The 16498-nt window shown below is 44.4% G+C and carries 14 protein-coding genes; 12 read left to right on the top strand and 2 right to left on the bottom strand.

What is annotated here, in order from left to right:
• Positions 1 to 195: 195 nt before the first annotated feature.
• Both NW199_RS07465 and NW199_RS07460 read left to right on the top strand, forming a co-directional pair.
• On the top strand, positions 196 to 426 hold the full coding sequence (locus NW199_RS07465; protein WP_258334149.1) for a cold-shock protein: 231 nt from the start codon (positions 196 to 198) through the stop codon (positions 424 to 426).
• A 15-nt stretch (positions 427 to 441) separates the two neighbouring features.
• Positions 442 to 897, top strand: a complete 456-nt coding sequence (locus tag NW199_RS07460) for a DUF192 domain-containing protein (protein ID WP_258334148.1) — start codon at positions 442 to 444, stop codon at positions 895 to 897.
• 42 nt (positions 898 to 939) lie between these two features.
• On the opposite strand, the gene NW199_RS07455 is transcribed toward NW199_RS07460, so the two are convergent.
• Complete coding sequence (locus NW199_RS07455) at positions 940 to 1539, bottom strand: superoxide dismutase (RefSeq protein ID WP_022472369.1); 600 nt, start codon at positions 1537 to 1539, stop codon at positions 940 to 942.
• Between the two features lie 86 nt (positions 1540 to 1625).
• A complete protein-coding gene (gene xseA, locus NW199_RS07450; RefSeq protein ID WP_258334147.1) occupies positions 1626 to 2960 on the bottom strand; it encodes an exodeoxyribonuclease VII large subunit in 1335 nt (444 codons plus the stop codon).
• Positions 2961 to 3062: 102 nt separating this feature from the next.
• Between xseA and NW199_RS07445 the strand changes: the two genes are divergently transcribed.
• From NW199_RS07445 to kdsB, 10 genes are all read left to right on the top strand, one after another.
• Entirely contained in the window at positions 3063 to 3959 is an 897-nt protein-coding gene (locus NW199_RS07445; RefSeq protein WP_258334146.1) for a DUF2156 domain-containing protein, read from the top strand.
• A gap of 62 nt (positions 3960 to 4021) precedes the next feature.
• Positions 4022 to 4609: a thioredoxin domain-containing protein gene (locus tag NW199_RS07440; RefSeq protein ID WP_258334145.1), complete on the top strand. Its 588-nt coding sequence runs from the start codon at positions 4022 to 4024 to the stop codon at positions 4607 to 4609.
• Positions 4610 to 5021: 412 nt separating this feature from the next.
• Positions 5022 to 8156 (top strand): autotransporter outer membrane beta-barrel domain-containing protein, encoded by a 3135-nt coding sequence (locus NW199_RS07435; RefSeq protein ID WP_258334144.1) that lies wholly within the window; start codon positions 5022 to 5024, stop codon positions 8154 to 8156.
• 96 nt (positions 8157 to 8252) lie between these two features.
• Positions 8253 to 8684: a helix-turn-helix domain-containing protein gene (locus tag NW199_RS07430; protein ID WP_022472374.1), complete on the top strand. Its 432-nt coding sequence runs from the start codon at positions 8253 to 8255 to the stop codon at positions 8682 to 8684.
• On the top strand, positions 8681 to 11755 hold the full coding sequence (locus NW199_RS07425; RefSeq protein ID WP_258334143.1) for an autotransporter outer membrane beta-barrel domain-containing protein: 3075 nt from the start codon (positions 8681 to 8683) through the stop codon (positions 11753 to 11755). The genes NW199_RS07430 and NW199_RS07425 overlap by 4 nt, the downstream gene beginning before the upstream one ends.
• A 15-nt stretch (positions 11756 to 11770) precedes the next feature.
• Positions 11771 to 12811 carry an OmpA family protein gene (locus NW199_RS07420; RefSeq protein WP_258334142.1) on the top strand — a complete coding sequence of 347 codons (1041 nt, stop codon included), beginning with the start codon at positions 11771 to 11773 and terminating at the stop codon, positions 12809 to 12811.
• Positions 12812 to 13343: 532 nt separating this feature from the next.
• The gene (locus NW199_RS07415) at positions 13344 to 14138 is read left to right on the top strand and encodes a hypothetical protein (protein ID WP_258334141.1); all 795 of its coding nucleotides are present in this window, start codon (positions 13344 to 13346) and stop codon (positions 14136 to 14138) included.
• 325 nt (positions 14139 to 14463) lie between these two features.
• On the top strand, positions 14464 to 15474 hold the full coding sequence (lpxK, locus tag NW199_RS07410) for a tetraacyldisaccharide 4'-kinase (protein ID WP_258334140.1): 1011 nt from the start codon (positions 14464 to 14466) through the stop codon (positions 15472 to 15474).
• 1 nt (position 15475) lies between these two features.
• A complete protein-coding gene (locus NW199_RS07405; protein WP_249092521.1) occupies positions 15476 to 15697 on the top strand; it encodes a Trm112 family protein in 222 nt (73 codons plus the stop codon).
• Between the two features lies 1 nt (position 15698).
• Positions 15699 to 16469, top strand: coding sequence for a 3-deoxy-manno-octulosonate cytidylyltransferase (gene kdsB, locus NW199_RS07400; RefSeq protein WP_258334139.1), 771 nt, complete (start codon positions 15699 to 15701; stop codon positions 16467 to 16469).
• Positions 16470 to 16498: the final 29 nt, after the last annotated feature.

Here is a 16498-nt window from a genome sequence, read left to right as displayed (position 1 = left end):
TTTAGCATATTTAATGAGAATGATTCTTATAATCATTATCCGGATTATATTGATTTTCGTTGAAAAGGCGAAAAATCGAAGACCAGCTTCAAAAAAAACTTACCTAAGCCGTTGCAATAAGCCTATGATGAAAAATGAAAGCAGACAAAATAGAACTCTCTCTGTTTGCCTATGCTTTCTTTGAAAGGATGTTGTATGAATTCCGGTACTGTTAAATGGTTCTCGGATGCCAAAGGTTACGGGTTCATTATCCCCGACGGTCAGGATCGTGAAGTGTTTGTTCATTTCCGCTCCATTGAGATGCCCGGTCGCAAGACCCTGCAAACCAATCAGCGGGTAGAGTTTGAATTCGAACAATCCGAACGCGGATTGCACGCCACTCGTGTGGTACCCCTGCCTATAAAAACCGAAGACGCCGCAAGCTAGAGGATTGTTGTGTCGATGAGCTCTGTATTGTCTCTGCTCAAAACTGCGCGAATAGTATTTAAACATTACTCGCGCAGTTTTTGTATTGGATTTTTAACCATTCTTTTGCCTGCCACGGCTATGAGCGAAACCATTTACGTGGACGATCAGCCTGTGAACGTTCAGGTTGCAAAAAGTGAAGCTGAACAGCAACGCGGACTGCAAGGTGTCAAACACTTAGAGAAAAATAAGGGCATGCTTTTTGTTTTTCACCCGGCCCGTCAAGTTTGCATGTGGATGAAAGATGTCCCGATTGATTTAGATGTTGGATTTTTTAACGACAAGGGACAATTAATTGCCGTACGACACATGAAAGCGCAAACAGAAAATACACACTGCTCGCCCCGTCCCATTGCTTGGGCGCTGGAAATGAACGCAGGATGGTTCCAGGAAAAGCACTTAGCGGAAGGCGCCAAGCTTCGTCTGAATTAGAGAAAATGCGGCCTTGGGAGTGATCCCAAGGCCCGTCTTGAATTACTTAGCGTTGTAGTAGTTTCTTGCCACAAATTCCCAATCAATCAAATGATCAAAGAGAGCATTTAAGTAGTTGGGGCGGGAATTGCGGTAGTCGATGTAGTAGGCGTGTTCCCACACGTCCACGACCAGAAGCGGCGTATTGTCGCTAGCCAGTTGCGTGCCGGCATTGGACGTATTAACGATTTCAAGCGTCTTTTGAGGGGTGAGCACAAGCCAAGTCCAACCCGAGCCGAAATTGCCCGCGGCGCTGGCGCAGAACTGTTCACGGAAAGATTCAAAAGAACCCCAACGTTCCTCAATCTTTGTCATCAATTCGCCTTGGGGCTTTTGACCGCCCTTGGGAGAAAGACACATCCAGAAAAAGGCATGGTTCCAAGCTTGTGCGGCATTGTTAAAGATACCTTGATTGATGCCGTCACTTGCCAAAACGATCTCTTCCAAAGACATGGTTTCAAAGGGCGTGCCCTTGATAGCGGTATTCAAATTGGTGAGATAGGTTTGGTGGTGCTTGCCGTAGTGATATTGCATGGTTTCTTCAGACATGGCGGGAGCCAATGCATTCATCGGAAACGCCAAAGTAGGTAATTGAAAAGCCATTTCTTCTCTCCTAAAAAACGTTTTGATTGTACGGAGAAAAAGTACGGATGGTGTACTTTTCTGGTTAAGAATTGCAACACTGTGGACTATTTCTTTACATGAACCTCTAGCTGTCCGTCATGCCAGTGAATCTGCAAGTTATCGCTTTTAACCGCGCTCTCGGCACTTTTAACAAATGTTCCATCAGAAGCCGTGACATAGCTGTAGCCTTTTTTCAAAATAGCCTGCGGACTGATTTCCGTGATCAAATCTATTAAGGCCTGACGGTCTCGTTCATTTTGATTGAGTTTGTCATGCATGAGCGCAATAAGTTCTTCACTAATTCGGTTATGTCTTTCCTTTTCTCTGAGAAAAAGCGAAGAAGGACTAATAAGTGATGCGCTTAAATGACGAACAGTTTCTGATTTCACAAACCACTGAGAGCGCATCAAACTAGAAAGCGATTGACTCAAAAGTGTCAGGCGCTCGTTGGCTTGGCGAAGACTTTTGGCCGGATCGGGGATCTCTCGCATCAAGGAATCCACTTTTTGCGTGTTTTCCGTCCAATAGCGACTCCAGACGTAGCGCATGGTCTCATGAGTCTGAGCGAGCTCTTTTAACAAGACGTCAACACTTTCGGTCGCATGCTCTGCCGCAGCTGTCGGCGTCGCTGCCCGCAAATCCGCCACCCAGTCCACAATCGTTACATCACTTTCGTGACCGACACCGACGATAACAGGCTTGGATAAAGCAGCAACGCTGCGAGCAACCGCTTCGTCATTAAAAGACCAAAGATCCTGAAGAGAGCCCCCGCCTCTGACTAACAAAATCACATCAACATCACTTTGATCGGCTCGTTTTAGGGCAGAAATAATTTCTTTCGGAGCCTCATCGCCTTGCACGGCTGTTTCAAAAACGATTAGCCGAGCGTAGGGCGCTCGGCGCCTTAAGGTTGTCAACACATCGCGCAAGGCGGCGGCTTGAAGGCTTGTCACCACAGCAATTTTGGTATTAATCCGAGCAATAGTCTTTTTTCGGGAAAGATCAAAAAGACCTTCTTTTTGAAGCTTTTCCTTAAGCTGCAAAAAACGTTCATAAAGCGTACCGAGCCCCGCTTGTCTGACGGCATCCACAACCATTTGGTATGAACCGCGAGCACGGTAAATACTCACTTGCCCATGAACTTCCAAATGATCGCCTGTTTTGGGAATAAAGCCCACACGGCGGTTATTGCCCGCAAACATGGCGCACGACAATTCGCCGGTGGCATCTTTGAGCGTGAAATACCAGTGGCCCGACGCCGCACGTGTAAAACCACGCACTTCACCGCCCACCCAAAGCGGAGGAAAATTCATCTGCAAAGAACGCGAGACTTCGTCGTTGAGCTGTGACACAGTCCAAACCGATGATGAAGATAAAGAGGTATTTTGCTCAAAAAACATGGGCTGAAATCTTAAAGAGAATCAGAAAATTCTAACTAAATTGTTTTGCAAATTGTTCTCATCTGTCTTAATGTTTAGCGGTTCGATGAGAAAGATTCCATTATGTTATTTCAAGCGTTAAAAGAAAGCGATTTAGACCTTTTAAAAAAGTATCTTCCACAGTATGGAGACGGCGATTGTGATTTAAGTCTCGTTTCGCTTTTCAGTCGGGGCATTCACAATCATTTTCGTTATTTCGAGTTTGAAGGCACTCACCTTGTGTTGGAGCGTCTAGTAGGAAAGGATCCCTCTCCGGTTCTCGTCATGCCTATTGGGAAAGAGGAAATTCCCTTTACTCTTTTCGAAGTCTTGGATAATGACGCTCGCCAAAACCATCGCCCACTTCGTTTTTACGGACGAACCGATTCAATCGCGCCGATTCTCTCGAAGGCTTTCGCCCATCGTAGATTGATTATTGAAGATAATCCCGATCGATGGGATTATGTGTATGCGTGTTCTGACTTTGTGGAGCTCCCAGGGTCACATTTTCACAGTAAGCGTAACTTCGTCAAACGCTTTTATAAGGCGTGTCCCGATGCTCAATTTGAAGTGTACACAAAGGATCGTCTAGGCGACTGCATGGCGTTTTTGAACGATTGGTATAGTGGGCGTGAAATGAATGAAGGCCTTTTAGAGGAAAAAGCCGCTATTGAAAAAGTTCTTGCGCATTGGGACGAATTGCCGGTCTACGGCGGCATTTTGCACGAGCATGGTCGAATCTTAGGGTTAACTTATGGAGCAAGGAGCGCTTCTGATATTTTGGCTGTGCATATTGAAAAAGCCACCCGTGACGTACCCGGCGCGTATCCTGCCCTCTCTCAAGCGTTTGCCAAAAGTTTGCCCCTTTGTATTGAGTACCTCAACCGCGAGGAAGACCTGGGGATTCCCGGACTCAGAAAAGCCAAACAAGATTGGCATCCGATCACGCAATTGAAAAAAGGTGTGATAGAGGTCCAATAATCACTAAGCAACCGTGGTTTTTGTGCGTAAAATAATTTGGAACATTAAGGAGGCTTTTTTCTATGAAAACAATATCTCGACGCAATGCACTTATAGCTGGTTTTTCCTCCTTAATCACTATTGGAATGACGTCAGCCCACGCGGCCCCCGCTTCCGTCCCCGTCATTTGGGATGGCAAGAAAATGTTTGAATCTTTTGAAAAAGAAGGAACCGGTATTTCCTCTAAAGGCCCCGCCGGACGACCGAAGGCTTATGTCGCTTTTGATACGCAATGCCGGGATTGTTGGCAGCTGCACCGAAAACTGGAACCTTTTTTAGACAAAATCGAATTTGTGTTCTGCCCGATTTCCTTTATGAATATTCACTCTGAACCGCAGGCCACAACCATTCTGATTGATAAGGATCCTTTAGCTAAATTGGAAGAGCATTTCGCTCATTTCAACGATATTGAATTTCGGGGGATCCGTTACGGTTCCGTGGAAAAGTTACCCGTGGAAGTTCGCGATAAAGTATGGACCAATACCAAACTCCATCGTCGAGCCGGCTGCAGGGCTGTTCCCTATGGAGTCTTTAAGAATTCAAAAGGTGAATATGTGCCCTTTGATGAGCGATTAACCGTTGAAGAACTTAAAGAACTTTTTGAACTGTGATAAACAGTCGGTGATCAACCAGCAATTGCAACTAGTTAATATATCTTAGTGGTTTACCCGTGATTCCTTAATTAGTTGTTTTGTTCTGTATAAAATCTTCGAAGCATTTCTTAACTTTTTAGCCTAAAGCTCTCTATTTTGAGGTAGCCATGTCTAAAACAACTTTACCCCCCCCCAATGTCTAACTAATCAGACATTAAAGCGAACTTTAATTTCTACGGCCATTTTTTCGGCTTTCTTATTTCCTGCCTTATCTGCTTCTGCAGCTAATATCACAGAGACTTTTACCGGTGGTGACTACACCTATGAAGGTGATACCTATTTAAGTGGAACACCGGTAATTAATTTAGGTGATAACGACGATCCATTGAACATCACCGTCAATAATGGAGACCTACACATTGATGGAGAAATGCCTAGAGGCCAAATAGGTAAAAACAACAATATCACCATTTCTGCTAACAAGGTTTATTTTGAAAACGCAGGATTTTTAAATCCTGATAGTAATACGTCCATAACCTTTAATGCTGATAAAGTAGTATTCAATGGTGGAACTTCGGGTTTTAAATTATTTACAGGAAATAATCAAAGCGTTATTGTAAACGGCGCATTGGAATTCACTGGTAATTTCTCAGAAATGCCGTTTTATACCAATTCTGGCGGATCTTATAAACCCGAAGATATCGGTGGTACCCAGAACTTAAAGGTTAGTGACGGCATTCATATTCACGATATAACGGCTTCAGGAGCTATTACTCAATGGCACGTTAATATTTATACCCCGTCTATCTTAATAGAGAATAGTTCTTTCGATTTAAGCAGTCAATACGGTGCGGTCATGATGATGAACTATTCCTTCATTAAGGGAAAAGAAGGTGAAAGTGGTCTCGGTGACATCACGATCAGACATAATAAGGCAACTCCGGGCGGTAATTTTGGTATGGCTATGGCTGCCTATTTGGAAGGTGGCCTAACCGATATTAATTCTTTAACAATTGATGATTTTTCAATGGTGGAGGGTTATAACGCTCCTATTATTGGAACGACCATCAGCACAGAAGCTGATGTCAGACTAAATGAATTAACCATCAACAATATTCAGGGTTCAGGTACTAACGGTGAAAGTTATGGCATGATGTTGGCCAATGACCACCAAAGTAAATATGATCCCACTTTTGCCAACATTGGTACAGTTAAAATTTCTAACATCACTTCCACTGAAAGTCAAGCATTTGGTATTTACAACCAAGGGCAAACAGATGAAGATCACGATGTCAAAATAACACTGAAAACCGACAACTTAGAGTTAGCTGACATTCAAGGTATTAACGCCGGTGGTTATATTGGGGTTGAGGGCTCTTATTTAGAATCCAATCAAATTACCATTGAACGTGTTACCGCAACTCAGGGCGAAGCTGACGGTTTCCAAACTATGGAAACAGACACAGTAGTCAATGGCGCATTCACAATAGATTCGATCCAAGCTGTGCAATTAGCCCTTGGCTTGTCTATGAGCGGTGGCAGCATGAATGGCCAAAGCCTTTCCATTAGCAATGTCCAAACGACAGCTGATGATGGTCAAGCAATTTTGATTGATGCGCAAAACTCAGCTAACTTAACATTTAGTGGCGCAACCTTGACACCAAATACCAAAGGTAGTGCTTTTAATTACCAGGGCCAATATGGTGATTCAGCCACTGAAAGCACTAACACGGTTCGAGATATGGCTATCCGAAGTCTTTCTGGAGCCGAAGTCAATCTTAATGACAAAAATGGAACGTATTCAATCGTTGGCACTATTTTGGCGGGACGTGGTTCTGATGATACTTCTATCTCCGGCGGTACTATTAATATCGATGGTAAACAAGTCAATATTTTTGGTGATGTGTATGCTGGAAATGGCGGATCAGTTAGCATCAGTTTAAATGCCGGATCGACATTAGAAGGCCAAATTGATGACTATCACGAACTAAATACCGTTCAAAAAGATACTGTTTTTAAGAATTCTGCCTTTACAACTGGAGAAGTCAATCAAGCTGGTAAGGCAACACTTACTTTAAACGGCGGCCAATGGATCGCACGCGGACAAAGCTTTGTGGATACCCTAGCTTTTGGAACGGAAGGAGGCTTGGTGGATCTATCCAAGAATGAAAATTCATCGGTTTCCATCAATAACTTAACCGGTTCCGGCGAATTCACGATGCGCTTGGACAACGACCCTACAAAGAGCGATATGTTGTACATCCAAAACCTGGATGCCAATGCCAAGTATCAGGTCAATGTTGTGCTGAATAACACCACGCGTAGCGTCTATGAATTGAAAGATGTCCGTATTGCTACCACGAACGGTCACTATCAAAGCTGGGGTGATAACTTCACTGCCGTCTTGGCTGACCAAGGCGTCAATGATGTGACCTTCAAGGTAACAAAGGAAGCATTCAGTACAGAGGATGAAGATAACACTGCGATTAACGGCAAAGGAGATGGATCCGGCACGTACAAACCAGGCGAAGATGCGGTCAATGAAATCTACGGCGTCAAAGAGGGGTCAACCAACTGGGTCATTGCTTCAACTGAAGGAACTGGTTCTGACAAACCTTCCGGCCCGTCCACCTCATTGTCTGACGCCGGTAACGCCTTATTGGCCACAGCCCGTGGCACCTACTGGACATCCGTTGAAATCGACCGCTTAACCAACCGTATGGGGGACGCCCGTTACGCCAACAACGGTGAAGACGGTCTTTGGATCCGTTTGCGTCAAAGCCGTTTAGGCACCGATACCGGTGAAGGCGACTTCAAGAGCGACAACACCGTCTATCAAGTGGGTTACGATCACGCCTTCCAACGTGACGGTGGCCGTCAACTCGTGGGTATCGCTTTTGACTACATGGATACCGACTTGGACTACAAGGGTATCTCTGGCGAAGGTAACACAGATCGCTACGGCATCACGGCCTACACCACTTGGTTAGCAGACAATGGCTTCTACGTTGATGTCGTCGGTAAGTGGGGACGACTTGATAATGACTTTGACATTATCAACGGTTCCGGTGGTCGAGTGAAAGCTGACTACGACAACAATATGTGGGCGATCTCCGCAGAAGTCGGTCGTAAGTTAAGCAATCCGAAGACCGGTATGTTCATTGAGCCCAATGCTCAATTGCAATACACGATGGTCACTGATGCTCAATACTCCACCAATCAAGGCACACGTGTCGATCAAGACAGAATTGACTCTGTTATCGGCCGTATGGGTGTGCGTATTGGCCGTGCATTCGGTGAAGAACAAAATCACAACATCTACGCCAAGGCGGATATGTTCCGTGAATTCATGGGTGAACAAAAAATCCATGTCAAGGACGTAACCACCCGAGTCAAAGGCGATACGATCACGGTTCGAAACAAGGGATTCTGGTTTGATGTAGGCGGCGGCTTTCAAAGTCAATTGGGTCGAGATGCCTACGCCTATGCTGATGTGGAATACCGCTTCGGCAACGACTTAGATAAATCCTGGATCGTCAACGCCGGCATGCGTTACGAGTTCTAATCACTCGATTAGGGATCGGTGCTTTTTGTGCCGATCCCCTTCTCATAACGCATCATGACAACACGGCGACTATTTTCCAAAACGGAAAAGCAGATTGTGCTCGCTTGTTTTCGGGCAGGACTCGCTCTGCGTGCTATTTCCGAAAAACTCAATATTCCCTTTTTCACTGTTCAGGACTGGCACCAACGTTATCTGAAAGGTGATCGACACTGGGCAGCTGAAGATGACCGAAACCTCGTTCTGAGGCAAACCGCATTGGCTTTATTTCAAAAGGGCTACGGCTACAAACGAGTGGCCACTGAATTAAAAGTCCCTCAAAGCCGAGTGAAGTACTGGCTCTTGATTTACAGACACGGTCAAGAGGAGTTCTTCAATCAAGGCCGACACAACCCCAAGAAATATCCAGATGACTGGAAAAGAGCCATCTTGGATCGCTATGCGGTAAGCACCGAATCTAAAAAACAATTCTGTTTCAAGGAAGGTATTTCGGTTGGAACACTAAATCGTTGGTTGAGAGAAACAAAATGAATAAAACAATTCTTGCTATTTCTATATCCTCTCTTTTTATACTTCAAACAAATGCATATGCTGAAAATTTGACTAATCAAAACGGGATCTCTACTTATCAAGCATTTGATCAAACACTCAGTGAACCTGGTCAATACGAAAGCATCGATATTGATATTACTTCTGAGAATGATCAACACGGTATCTCATTGTATGGTTCAAGCTCCGATACGAACGAAAAAGTAATTGAGTCTAAAGAAATTATCAATGTTGACGTTAAAGCCAGGCAAAGTATCGGTATTGAAATATATGATGGAGCACAAGGTGCTGCCTCGCTTGTCGGTCATAATGGCTTGACGATAAATGCTTCAAGCAAACAAAGTTATGCTTTTGGCATCATACAAACAACAGCCTATGGTTTTGGATTGGGGCCAGATGGGAAACCAAATGGTGGGAAGGTTCGAATCGCAGGTCCAATATCTATTACAGCGACAGGAGGAACTAGAGCTGGAGGAATCCTGGCAGGAAGCTGGTTTGGCAATAGTGCATCCAAAAACGACTCCTCCACAATGATTCTAGGTTCAAAGGGAAGTCAAAATATCATCTCCGTACATGCGGGCAATAAAATTACTCCTTCATCTTCGGATGATCCTTATGAATATGCTGGGGAGGATAAGGTCGTTGGTATTCTTGGCTACGCCACTGGAGATGGTAAATCAGAGCTAACGCTGTATGGCAGTACAAATATTAAAGTTTCAAGTGACAGAACAAATGACCGGGGAGATATTGATCAGGCAATTTACGGTATACAAGCTGCACAGAAAAGTAAAATGCATTTTATTGATGAGGATGGAAGTCTTGATATTTATGCAGAAAGTACTCAGGTTAGTCGAAAAATTTTTGGAATTGTAGCTGGTCTTTATGATGCAGCTTATGGAAAAACTGGAGAAGAACGCTCCAGTATTGAGGTATTGCAAAAAACAACGAATATTACCTTCACTAATGCATCTTATGCACAAGGGGTCGCTAGTTATGGTGGTTCAAACATCACTCTAGATACCAATTTGACGATTAACGCCGGTAACGCAACAACATTTTACGGCTTAATTGCAGGACGTTACTCTCCAGATGAAAATCCAAATCCTAAACCTCAAAATACAGAAGGCGGTTCTATTCATTTAACCGGAAGCTTTAATACCATTCTTCCAGAAGATGCAAAAATATCGAAAAACACTTACACCGCTATTGCAGCTAATGGCAGCACAAACTACAGCAAAGAGCCTTTACCAACTGTCATTGTTGACTCGACGGGCGCCACATCACAGATTAACGGAAACGTCATAGCTAGTTACGGCGGAAAAGTCGATTTAACACTTGATGGTGGGGAATCCTTCCTTAAAGGGCATGTTGATCAGAGAGATTCAACATTAAGTGGAAATTGGGGCTATGTTTCAAACTTTGCCGGTCAGATTGATCTTACATTAAAGAACGGGGCAACTTGGTTGAATTTGGATTATCAAGGCTCCAATACCCTTGGAAATTATTTCTGCGACGGGATTAGCGCACTCAATTCTCTCAAAATGCAAAACGGTGTTCTAGATATGCATTCAATGCCTATCGAAGGACTACAACGATCCAATTATCAGCAAATATTAATGAAGTCACTCATTGGCTCTGGTGAACAGTCTGGTCGATTGATACTCGATATGAATTTGGTATCTGAGGGTGAGGATGTATGGGCACAGGATGAACAGTATGTGAATTACTCCAAGTTAGCTATGGACCGAATTTCAATTGACGGTTCTGCTACTGGAACATACCAGGTAGATCTTCACTTTGTTGGGGGATTAGATGGACTTGATCCTGAAAAAATGCACAGTCTTAACTGGTTTGTCGGCCAAGGAGAAGATAGCGACCTCACTTTAACCGGAGTGAACGGGCAAAACGCCGTTTGGGTTAACGGAGGCGTGTCAACTTGGGCATACGCTTTTGTAGCACAAGGTGATGAAGCCAAACTTGAAACTGAACAGGGACGTTTAGAACTAACTAATCATGGTGTTGGGACTGGCCATTGGTACTTAATTCGCAAGCAAAACGAAACTCCTCCTGAAATTGATCAAAACATCACGATCGGTACATCCACTGGTCAAGCACTGGCCTACATGGCTGATCTTGAAGACCTCCGCAAACGTATCGGCGAAGTCCGCTACGGCGCTCAAGATGGTCTTTGGGCAAAAGCTTTCGCTAAACAAGATAGCGTCAATGGACATCACAGCCGAGGCTTTGAACAAGAAGCTTACGGCATCAATATCGGTTTTGATAAGTTAGTCGGTACAGATGAAACAAGCTCTTGGTTAATCGGCGCAGCTTTCCGTTATGGCACTGCTGATCAAGAAGGATTAGGGGTTGCAGGTTCTGCCACCGGTGAATTAGACGAATACTCCGTTAAAGCCTACGCCACCTGGATGCATGAATCAGGCAGTTACGCGGACTTTGTCCTTCAAGCCGGCCGCTACGATCAAGAACTCAAAGGACTGGATAACACCGGTATCGGCAGTACTCATGCCGACTATGACACATGGGGTTATGGCGCTTCAATTGAAGTCGGTCATATGTTCACGATTGCCAACGCTGAAGATGATCGTCCCTGGTTTAACCATTGGTTTATTGAACCGCAATTTGAACTGTCTTACTTCCGAGCTCAAGGCGCAGACTACCGTACCTCAACTGGCATGAAAGTTGAACAGGACGATGCAGACTTTTTAACCGGTCGCGCAGGCTTAGTCATTGGGAAGAAATTTAACTACGGCACGGCCGATGATTTGGATAAACGCTACATCCAAGCCGCATTAATTGGCGGCGTCAAACATGAATTCTTAGGCGGAGATCAAACCATCCACTACACGGGTGTTGATAACGTCAAGCTTTCCGCCAAAGCCGATGATATTGCAGGAACTCGCATCTATTACGGCGTCAATATGGACTGGCAGCTTGCTCAGGACTTGCGTCTTTTCGGTGAAGTGTCCCGCGAAGAAGGTGACGGATACACCAAAGACTACGACGTCAGCATCGGACTGAAATACAGCTTCTAATTAGGAAACAAACAAATGAAAAAGACACTCTTGGTAAGCCTTATGATCTTAGCCTTCTCTTCGTCTCAGGCCGCAGAAATCTGTGGTCCCCAAACCGACTCGTTTGCCTTTGTCATTGATGCATCGGGCTCCATGATGCAAACCTTTGAAGAGGCCAAAGACAAGGCCAATATTGAAGATGACTCCCCTATTAACGATTTAAAGATCTCAGAAGCCACGAAAACGCTTGTTGAAAAAGTGAGCGAAGTGATCGGCGAAGACAAAATGGTTTCGAGCCTTTACACCGTGGCACCCTTTGCTGAACTCATTTCTTTGTCTGAAAAGACCGGTTTAAATTACAAGAGACTGGTTGATGAAAAATTTAACGCCGATATGGAGGTTTTTGGTCGTCCGACTTGGGTTGGTGAAAGAGCAAATCAGTACTTCCATCAGGTGGTATCCGGTAAAAACACGGTAATTTTCATCACTGACGGCCAATTCACTAAAGAATTAAACGATCCAGTCAAAGCTCTTCAAGCTTATCGTGAAGCAAATCCTGATATGCGCTTATATATTGTCAGCGCAGCTTATTCAGAAGAAGGCAAAAAACAAATTGAGGCTTTAAACAGTCAAACATTTATCCCGGTCACTCAACTGGAAACATTGATTACGGATGAAAAAGCCTTCAAGGACTTTGTATCTGTAGCCATTTACAACAAGTGTGATGAAAGAATCGAACTAAAGGGAATTAACTTTGCCTTTGATAAATACAACCTTGATCAAAAGAGTCTGAACATTTTGGCCCAAGCGCTAAAAGTGGTTCAGGCACATCCTGTCACAGACAAGATGGTTGTGGAAGGATGGACTGACTGGACGGGATCGGATGCCTACAACTTAAGACTTTCGCAACGTCGTGCGCAAGCGGTTAAGAGCTACTTGGTTAAACACGGCATCGCTAGTGACCGTATCACAACAAGCGGAGAAGGCAAGTCCTTCAAGTACAACAACCACACGCCGGAAGGCCGCTATGCCAACCGTCGCGCTGAAATTATTTTTGTGAAAGAAAACACTAAATAGTCTAGATGACATCAACAGCCCATCAGAGTACTTTTCTCCGGTGGGCTATTTTTGTTTTCTGAGACACAGACTTTCAAACTTTAACAAGAACAAATTTAGTAGCTAGGGTGAACAATTGGGTGAACGATCGGGTAAGTAAAAAGCTTTTTATACTAAAAGCGTTGACAGTTGACCACAGGTACACCGTGTAAAAATTGGTTGGACAACGGTTTAACCTCAATAACTAATTGATCATGTAAGTAGTTCTGTATCTCCATTAATTTCAATCCTTCTTAAATAATTGAGAGTTCTGTTTTTTTAACCATAAAATTTCATGTTTCTCTGCTTACGTAACACATGTTACGTAACACGCCGTTACGTAACGTGTATTACGCAATTCAAAAATTAAGCACAAATTTGTGTTTTGTCTTTGTTAAGACCTTTCAAGCAAAAACAATTTAGACATATTCTCATCATTTTTATCTAATCCAAATCTTCATAAATTGAAGTTCCTACGACTACTCTTTTCGAATAAACTAACAGGAACGATGTCATGAATTTCAGTCAACCCAGCATTTTGTTATTAGGTAGCTTCCTCAAAGAAGAAGAATTCACAAAATTCTGCAAAGCAAATTTCAAAGAACGTAGCAATATAACTTGCAGTACCCTGAATCCTTTAATGGACGTTTATATTGGTAACGTATTTATTCAAAGACGTAATAGGAAAAAGAATTTAGAACGACTTCTCGGATCTTACGATTACGTGATTACCGTTGATAGTTACTATTGGGACGATATCGCTGATGTAGCTAGGCGTAAAAACTTACCTTACATTGCATTTATCTACAAAAACAATGAATTTATTAAAAAATTAGAAGTGAATTCAAACATTCGGTCATCTGTTCTCATTGCACAAACCGATTTTGATGATAATAAAAATACATGTAAAGAAATAGAAGAAAAACAATTTGACCGTTGTTTGCTTCTATGCCGTGAGCTGATAAATTTTTTAAGTTGCTGTGAGTCTTCTAGTTTCTCGTTTGAACGTGTTCGAGATTGCCTAATAAATAAAAAAGCGTGCTTTCTGGGTATGGCGCAGGCCATTGGCGAAAATCGCGCAAAAAATGCTATGCGAGAGGCTGTCAAAATAAGTCAGTGCCCACACAAAGCCGATGCTTTATTTGCTTTTGTTAGCGGTAAAAACATCTCCGTACGAGAAAAAGACTCTATTCGTCATCATCTTGTCCATTTACGCAAAAATCAAACTGTTCCTCTCGAAGTGTTTTGTATAGAAGACCCAACACTTGGATCTGCTATTAACATATTCTTTTTAGGTGTCTTTTCTTAACTTTCTGAAGGTAACTAAGAATCAAAAAACAAAATCTTTTTTTGTTTTTTCAAACTGTACGAAATCCCAAAATAAGCGAAAGGATTTATTTTTAGAAGCTGCTCTGGGAAAACTTGTATTAATTGAAAAGACCTTCTCGAAATTTAACTATGAGCATTCTCTATTTGAACGGCACCGAAATAGAATAAAAACCAAGCAGTTTTCTGCATATTTGCTAACATTAGTGGGTTAGCTTTTTTGAAGCAGGTAGAGAAAAAACATATGTTTTCTGACAGTTCCGGTCCGACGGACCGAGAGTCATTTTTTCAAGTAATCGGAGAATCCCATGCGCGCCACATTTGAGTCGTGGCTGCATCGCCAATGGACTAAACGCGGTCTTTTGGCTTGGGCCTTATCTCCTCTTTCCGTTGTATTCCTTTGTATGGCCCGCAACAGACGGATGAAAACAAAACCGCACCGTTTACCGGTCCCGGTTGTTGTCGTTGGCAATATCTATGTGGGCGGTACCGGTAAAACACCAGTCACCATCGCCCTCGTCAAAGAACTGGTCAAGCGTGGCTACCATCCTGGAGTCGTTTCTCGCGGTTTCGGCCGTAAAGAAGATGCGCCGCAAATGGTCCTACCCGATAGCCCCGCGGTTAATGTGGGCGATGAACCTCTCTTAATTGCCAGACAAACGCAGGTTCCTGTCGCTGTCGCACGAGACAGAGTAGCTGCGGCGTTACTGCTTTTGGATAAACACCCCGAGTGTGATCTCATCATTTCCGATGACGGTTTGCAGCACTACGCATTGGCGCGTGACGTCGAACTTGCGGTGGTTGGCGCCAGAGGTTTGGGAAATGGCTGGGTATTGCCCGCCGGTCCCTTGCGTGAACCCCCGTCCCGTTTGGATGAGGTTGACGCCATTGTTTTAAATGCAACGGAAGATTCATTTGACAGCCGCACGCCGCGCTTTGCCGCAACGGCAACGCTGGGGCGCGCAAAATCATTGGATGGTTCACGCAGTTTTAGCCTTGATGACATTGCTCAGATGAAAAAGCCTGTGCTTGCCGCTGCCGGCATTGCCGCTCCGGGACGTTTCTTTGCCATGCTTCGTGCTCACGACATTGAAGGCCCGGAAATGGAATTGGGCGATCACTACGCCTTTGACGACAATCCCTTTAAGGACTGTAAAGAAGAATTCATTCTGATTACGGGCAAGGACGCGGTAAAGTGCCGTCAACACCCGGATATCGCTCAAGACCCGAGAATCTACACTGTCGAATATCTGGTCGATATTGATCCCTATCTGGTCGATCTCATTGAACACAAACTCAAAGAAAAGGCTCAAAAATAAAATGGCTCTTGATCCTCGATTAACCGCTACATTAGTTTGCCCTGTCTGCAAGGGGGCCATTGTTTGGGATGCGGAAAAATCTCTGTTGGTCTGTCCCCGTTGCAAACTGGCCTTTGAAGTCAAAGACAACATTCCCAATATGATTCCTGATGAGGCTAAAAAACTCTCCGATGAAGAAGCCGAAGAGTACGCTAAGCGCCTCTCCATTGTTCGCGGAGCATAAGATGACTGTCTTTTATGCCATTATTCCGTCTCGTATGAAGTCGACTCGGTTGCCTGAAAAGCCCCTTAAAGATATCGCTGGCCGCCCCATGGTCGTGCGGGTGGCTGAGCGCGCCAAGGCTTCCGGCGCAGCCGATGTCGTGGTTGCAACGGACCACGAAGATATTGTTAAAGCCTGTGAAGCTAACGGTGTCAAGGTTGTTTTAACCTCGCCCGACCATCCGACCGGCACCGATCGGTTGGCAGAAACCGTGACAAAGTTGGGACTTCCCGATGAAGCCATCGTTGTTAATGTGCAAGGCGATGAACCGCTCATCCCGACCGATGTTGTACGCGAAGTGGCTGAGCTTTTAGCTGCGCATCCCGAATGTGAAATGGCTACCGCCGGTCACCCCATCGACAATATTGAAGAATTCTTAAACCCCAATGTGGTTAAAGTGGTACGCGATGCTCAAGGCAACGCCATCACATTTAGCCGGGCCCCAATTCCTTGGCCGCGTGACGCATTCCGTGAGAATAAGACCCAATTGCCCGAAGGACTTTTTCCCCTTCGCCACATTGGCCTATACGCCTATCGGGTCAAATTCTTAAAACGTTATCCCCAGTGGGAGCAGGCTCCCATTGAAAAGTGGGAAAGTCTGGAGCAGCTCCGTGCGCTTTACTACGGAGTGAAAATCGCCGTGGCAATTTTGCCCGGTGCCTTACCCGCAGGCGTTGACACCCAGGAAGACTTGGATCGCGTCCGCAAGGTTTTTGCACGAGGCGAAGCCTAAAATTTATCTTTTCGGCTAAACACAAGGGC

The organism is Parasutterella secunda (assembly GCF_024733725.1).
Classification (GTDB): Bacteria; Pseudomonadota; Gammaproteobacteria; order Burkholderiales; family Burkholderiaceae_F; genus Aphodousia; species Aphodousia faecalis.
The sequence above is the reverse complement of the archived record's forward strand: the minus strand, read 5'-3'. Positions and strand labels throughout refer to the sequence as shown.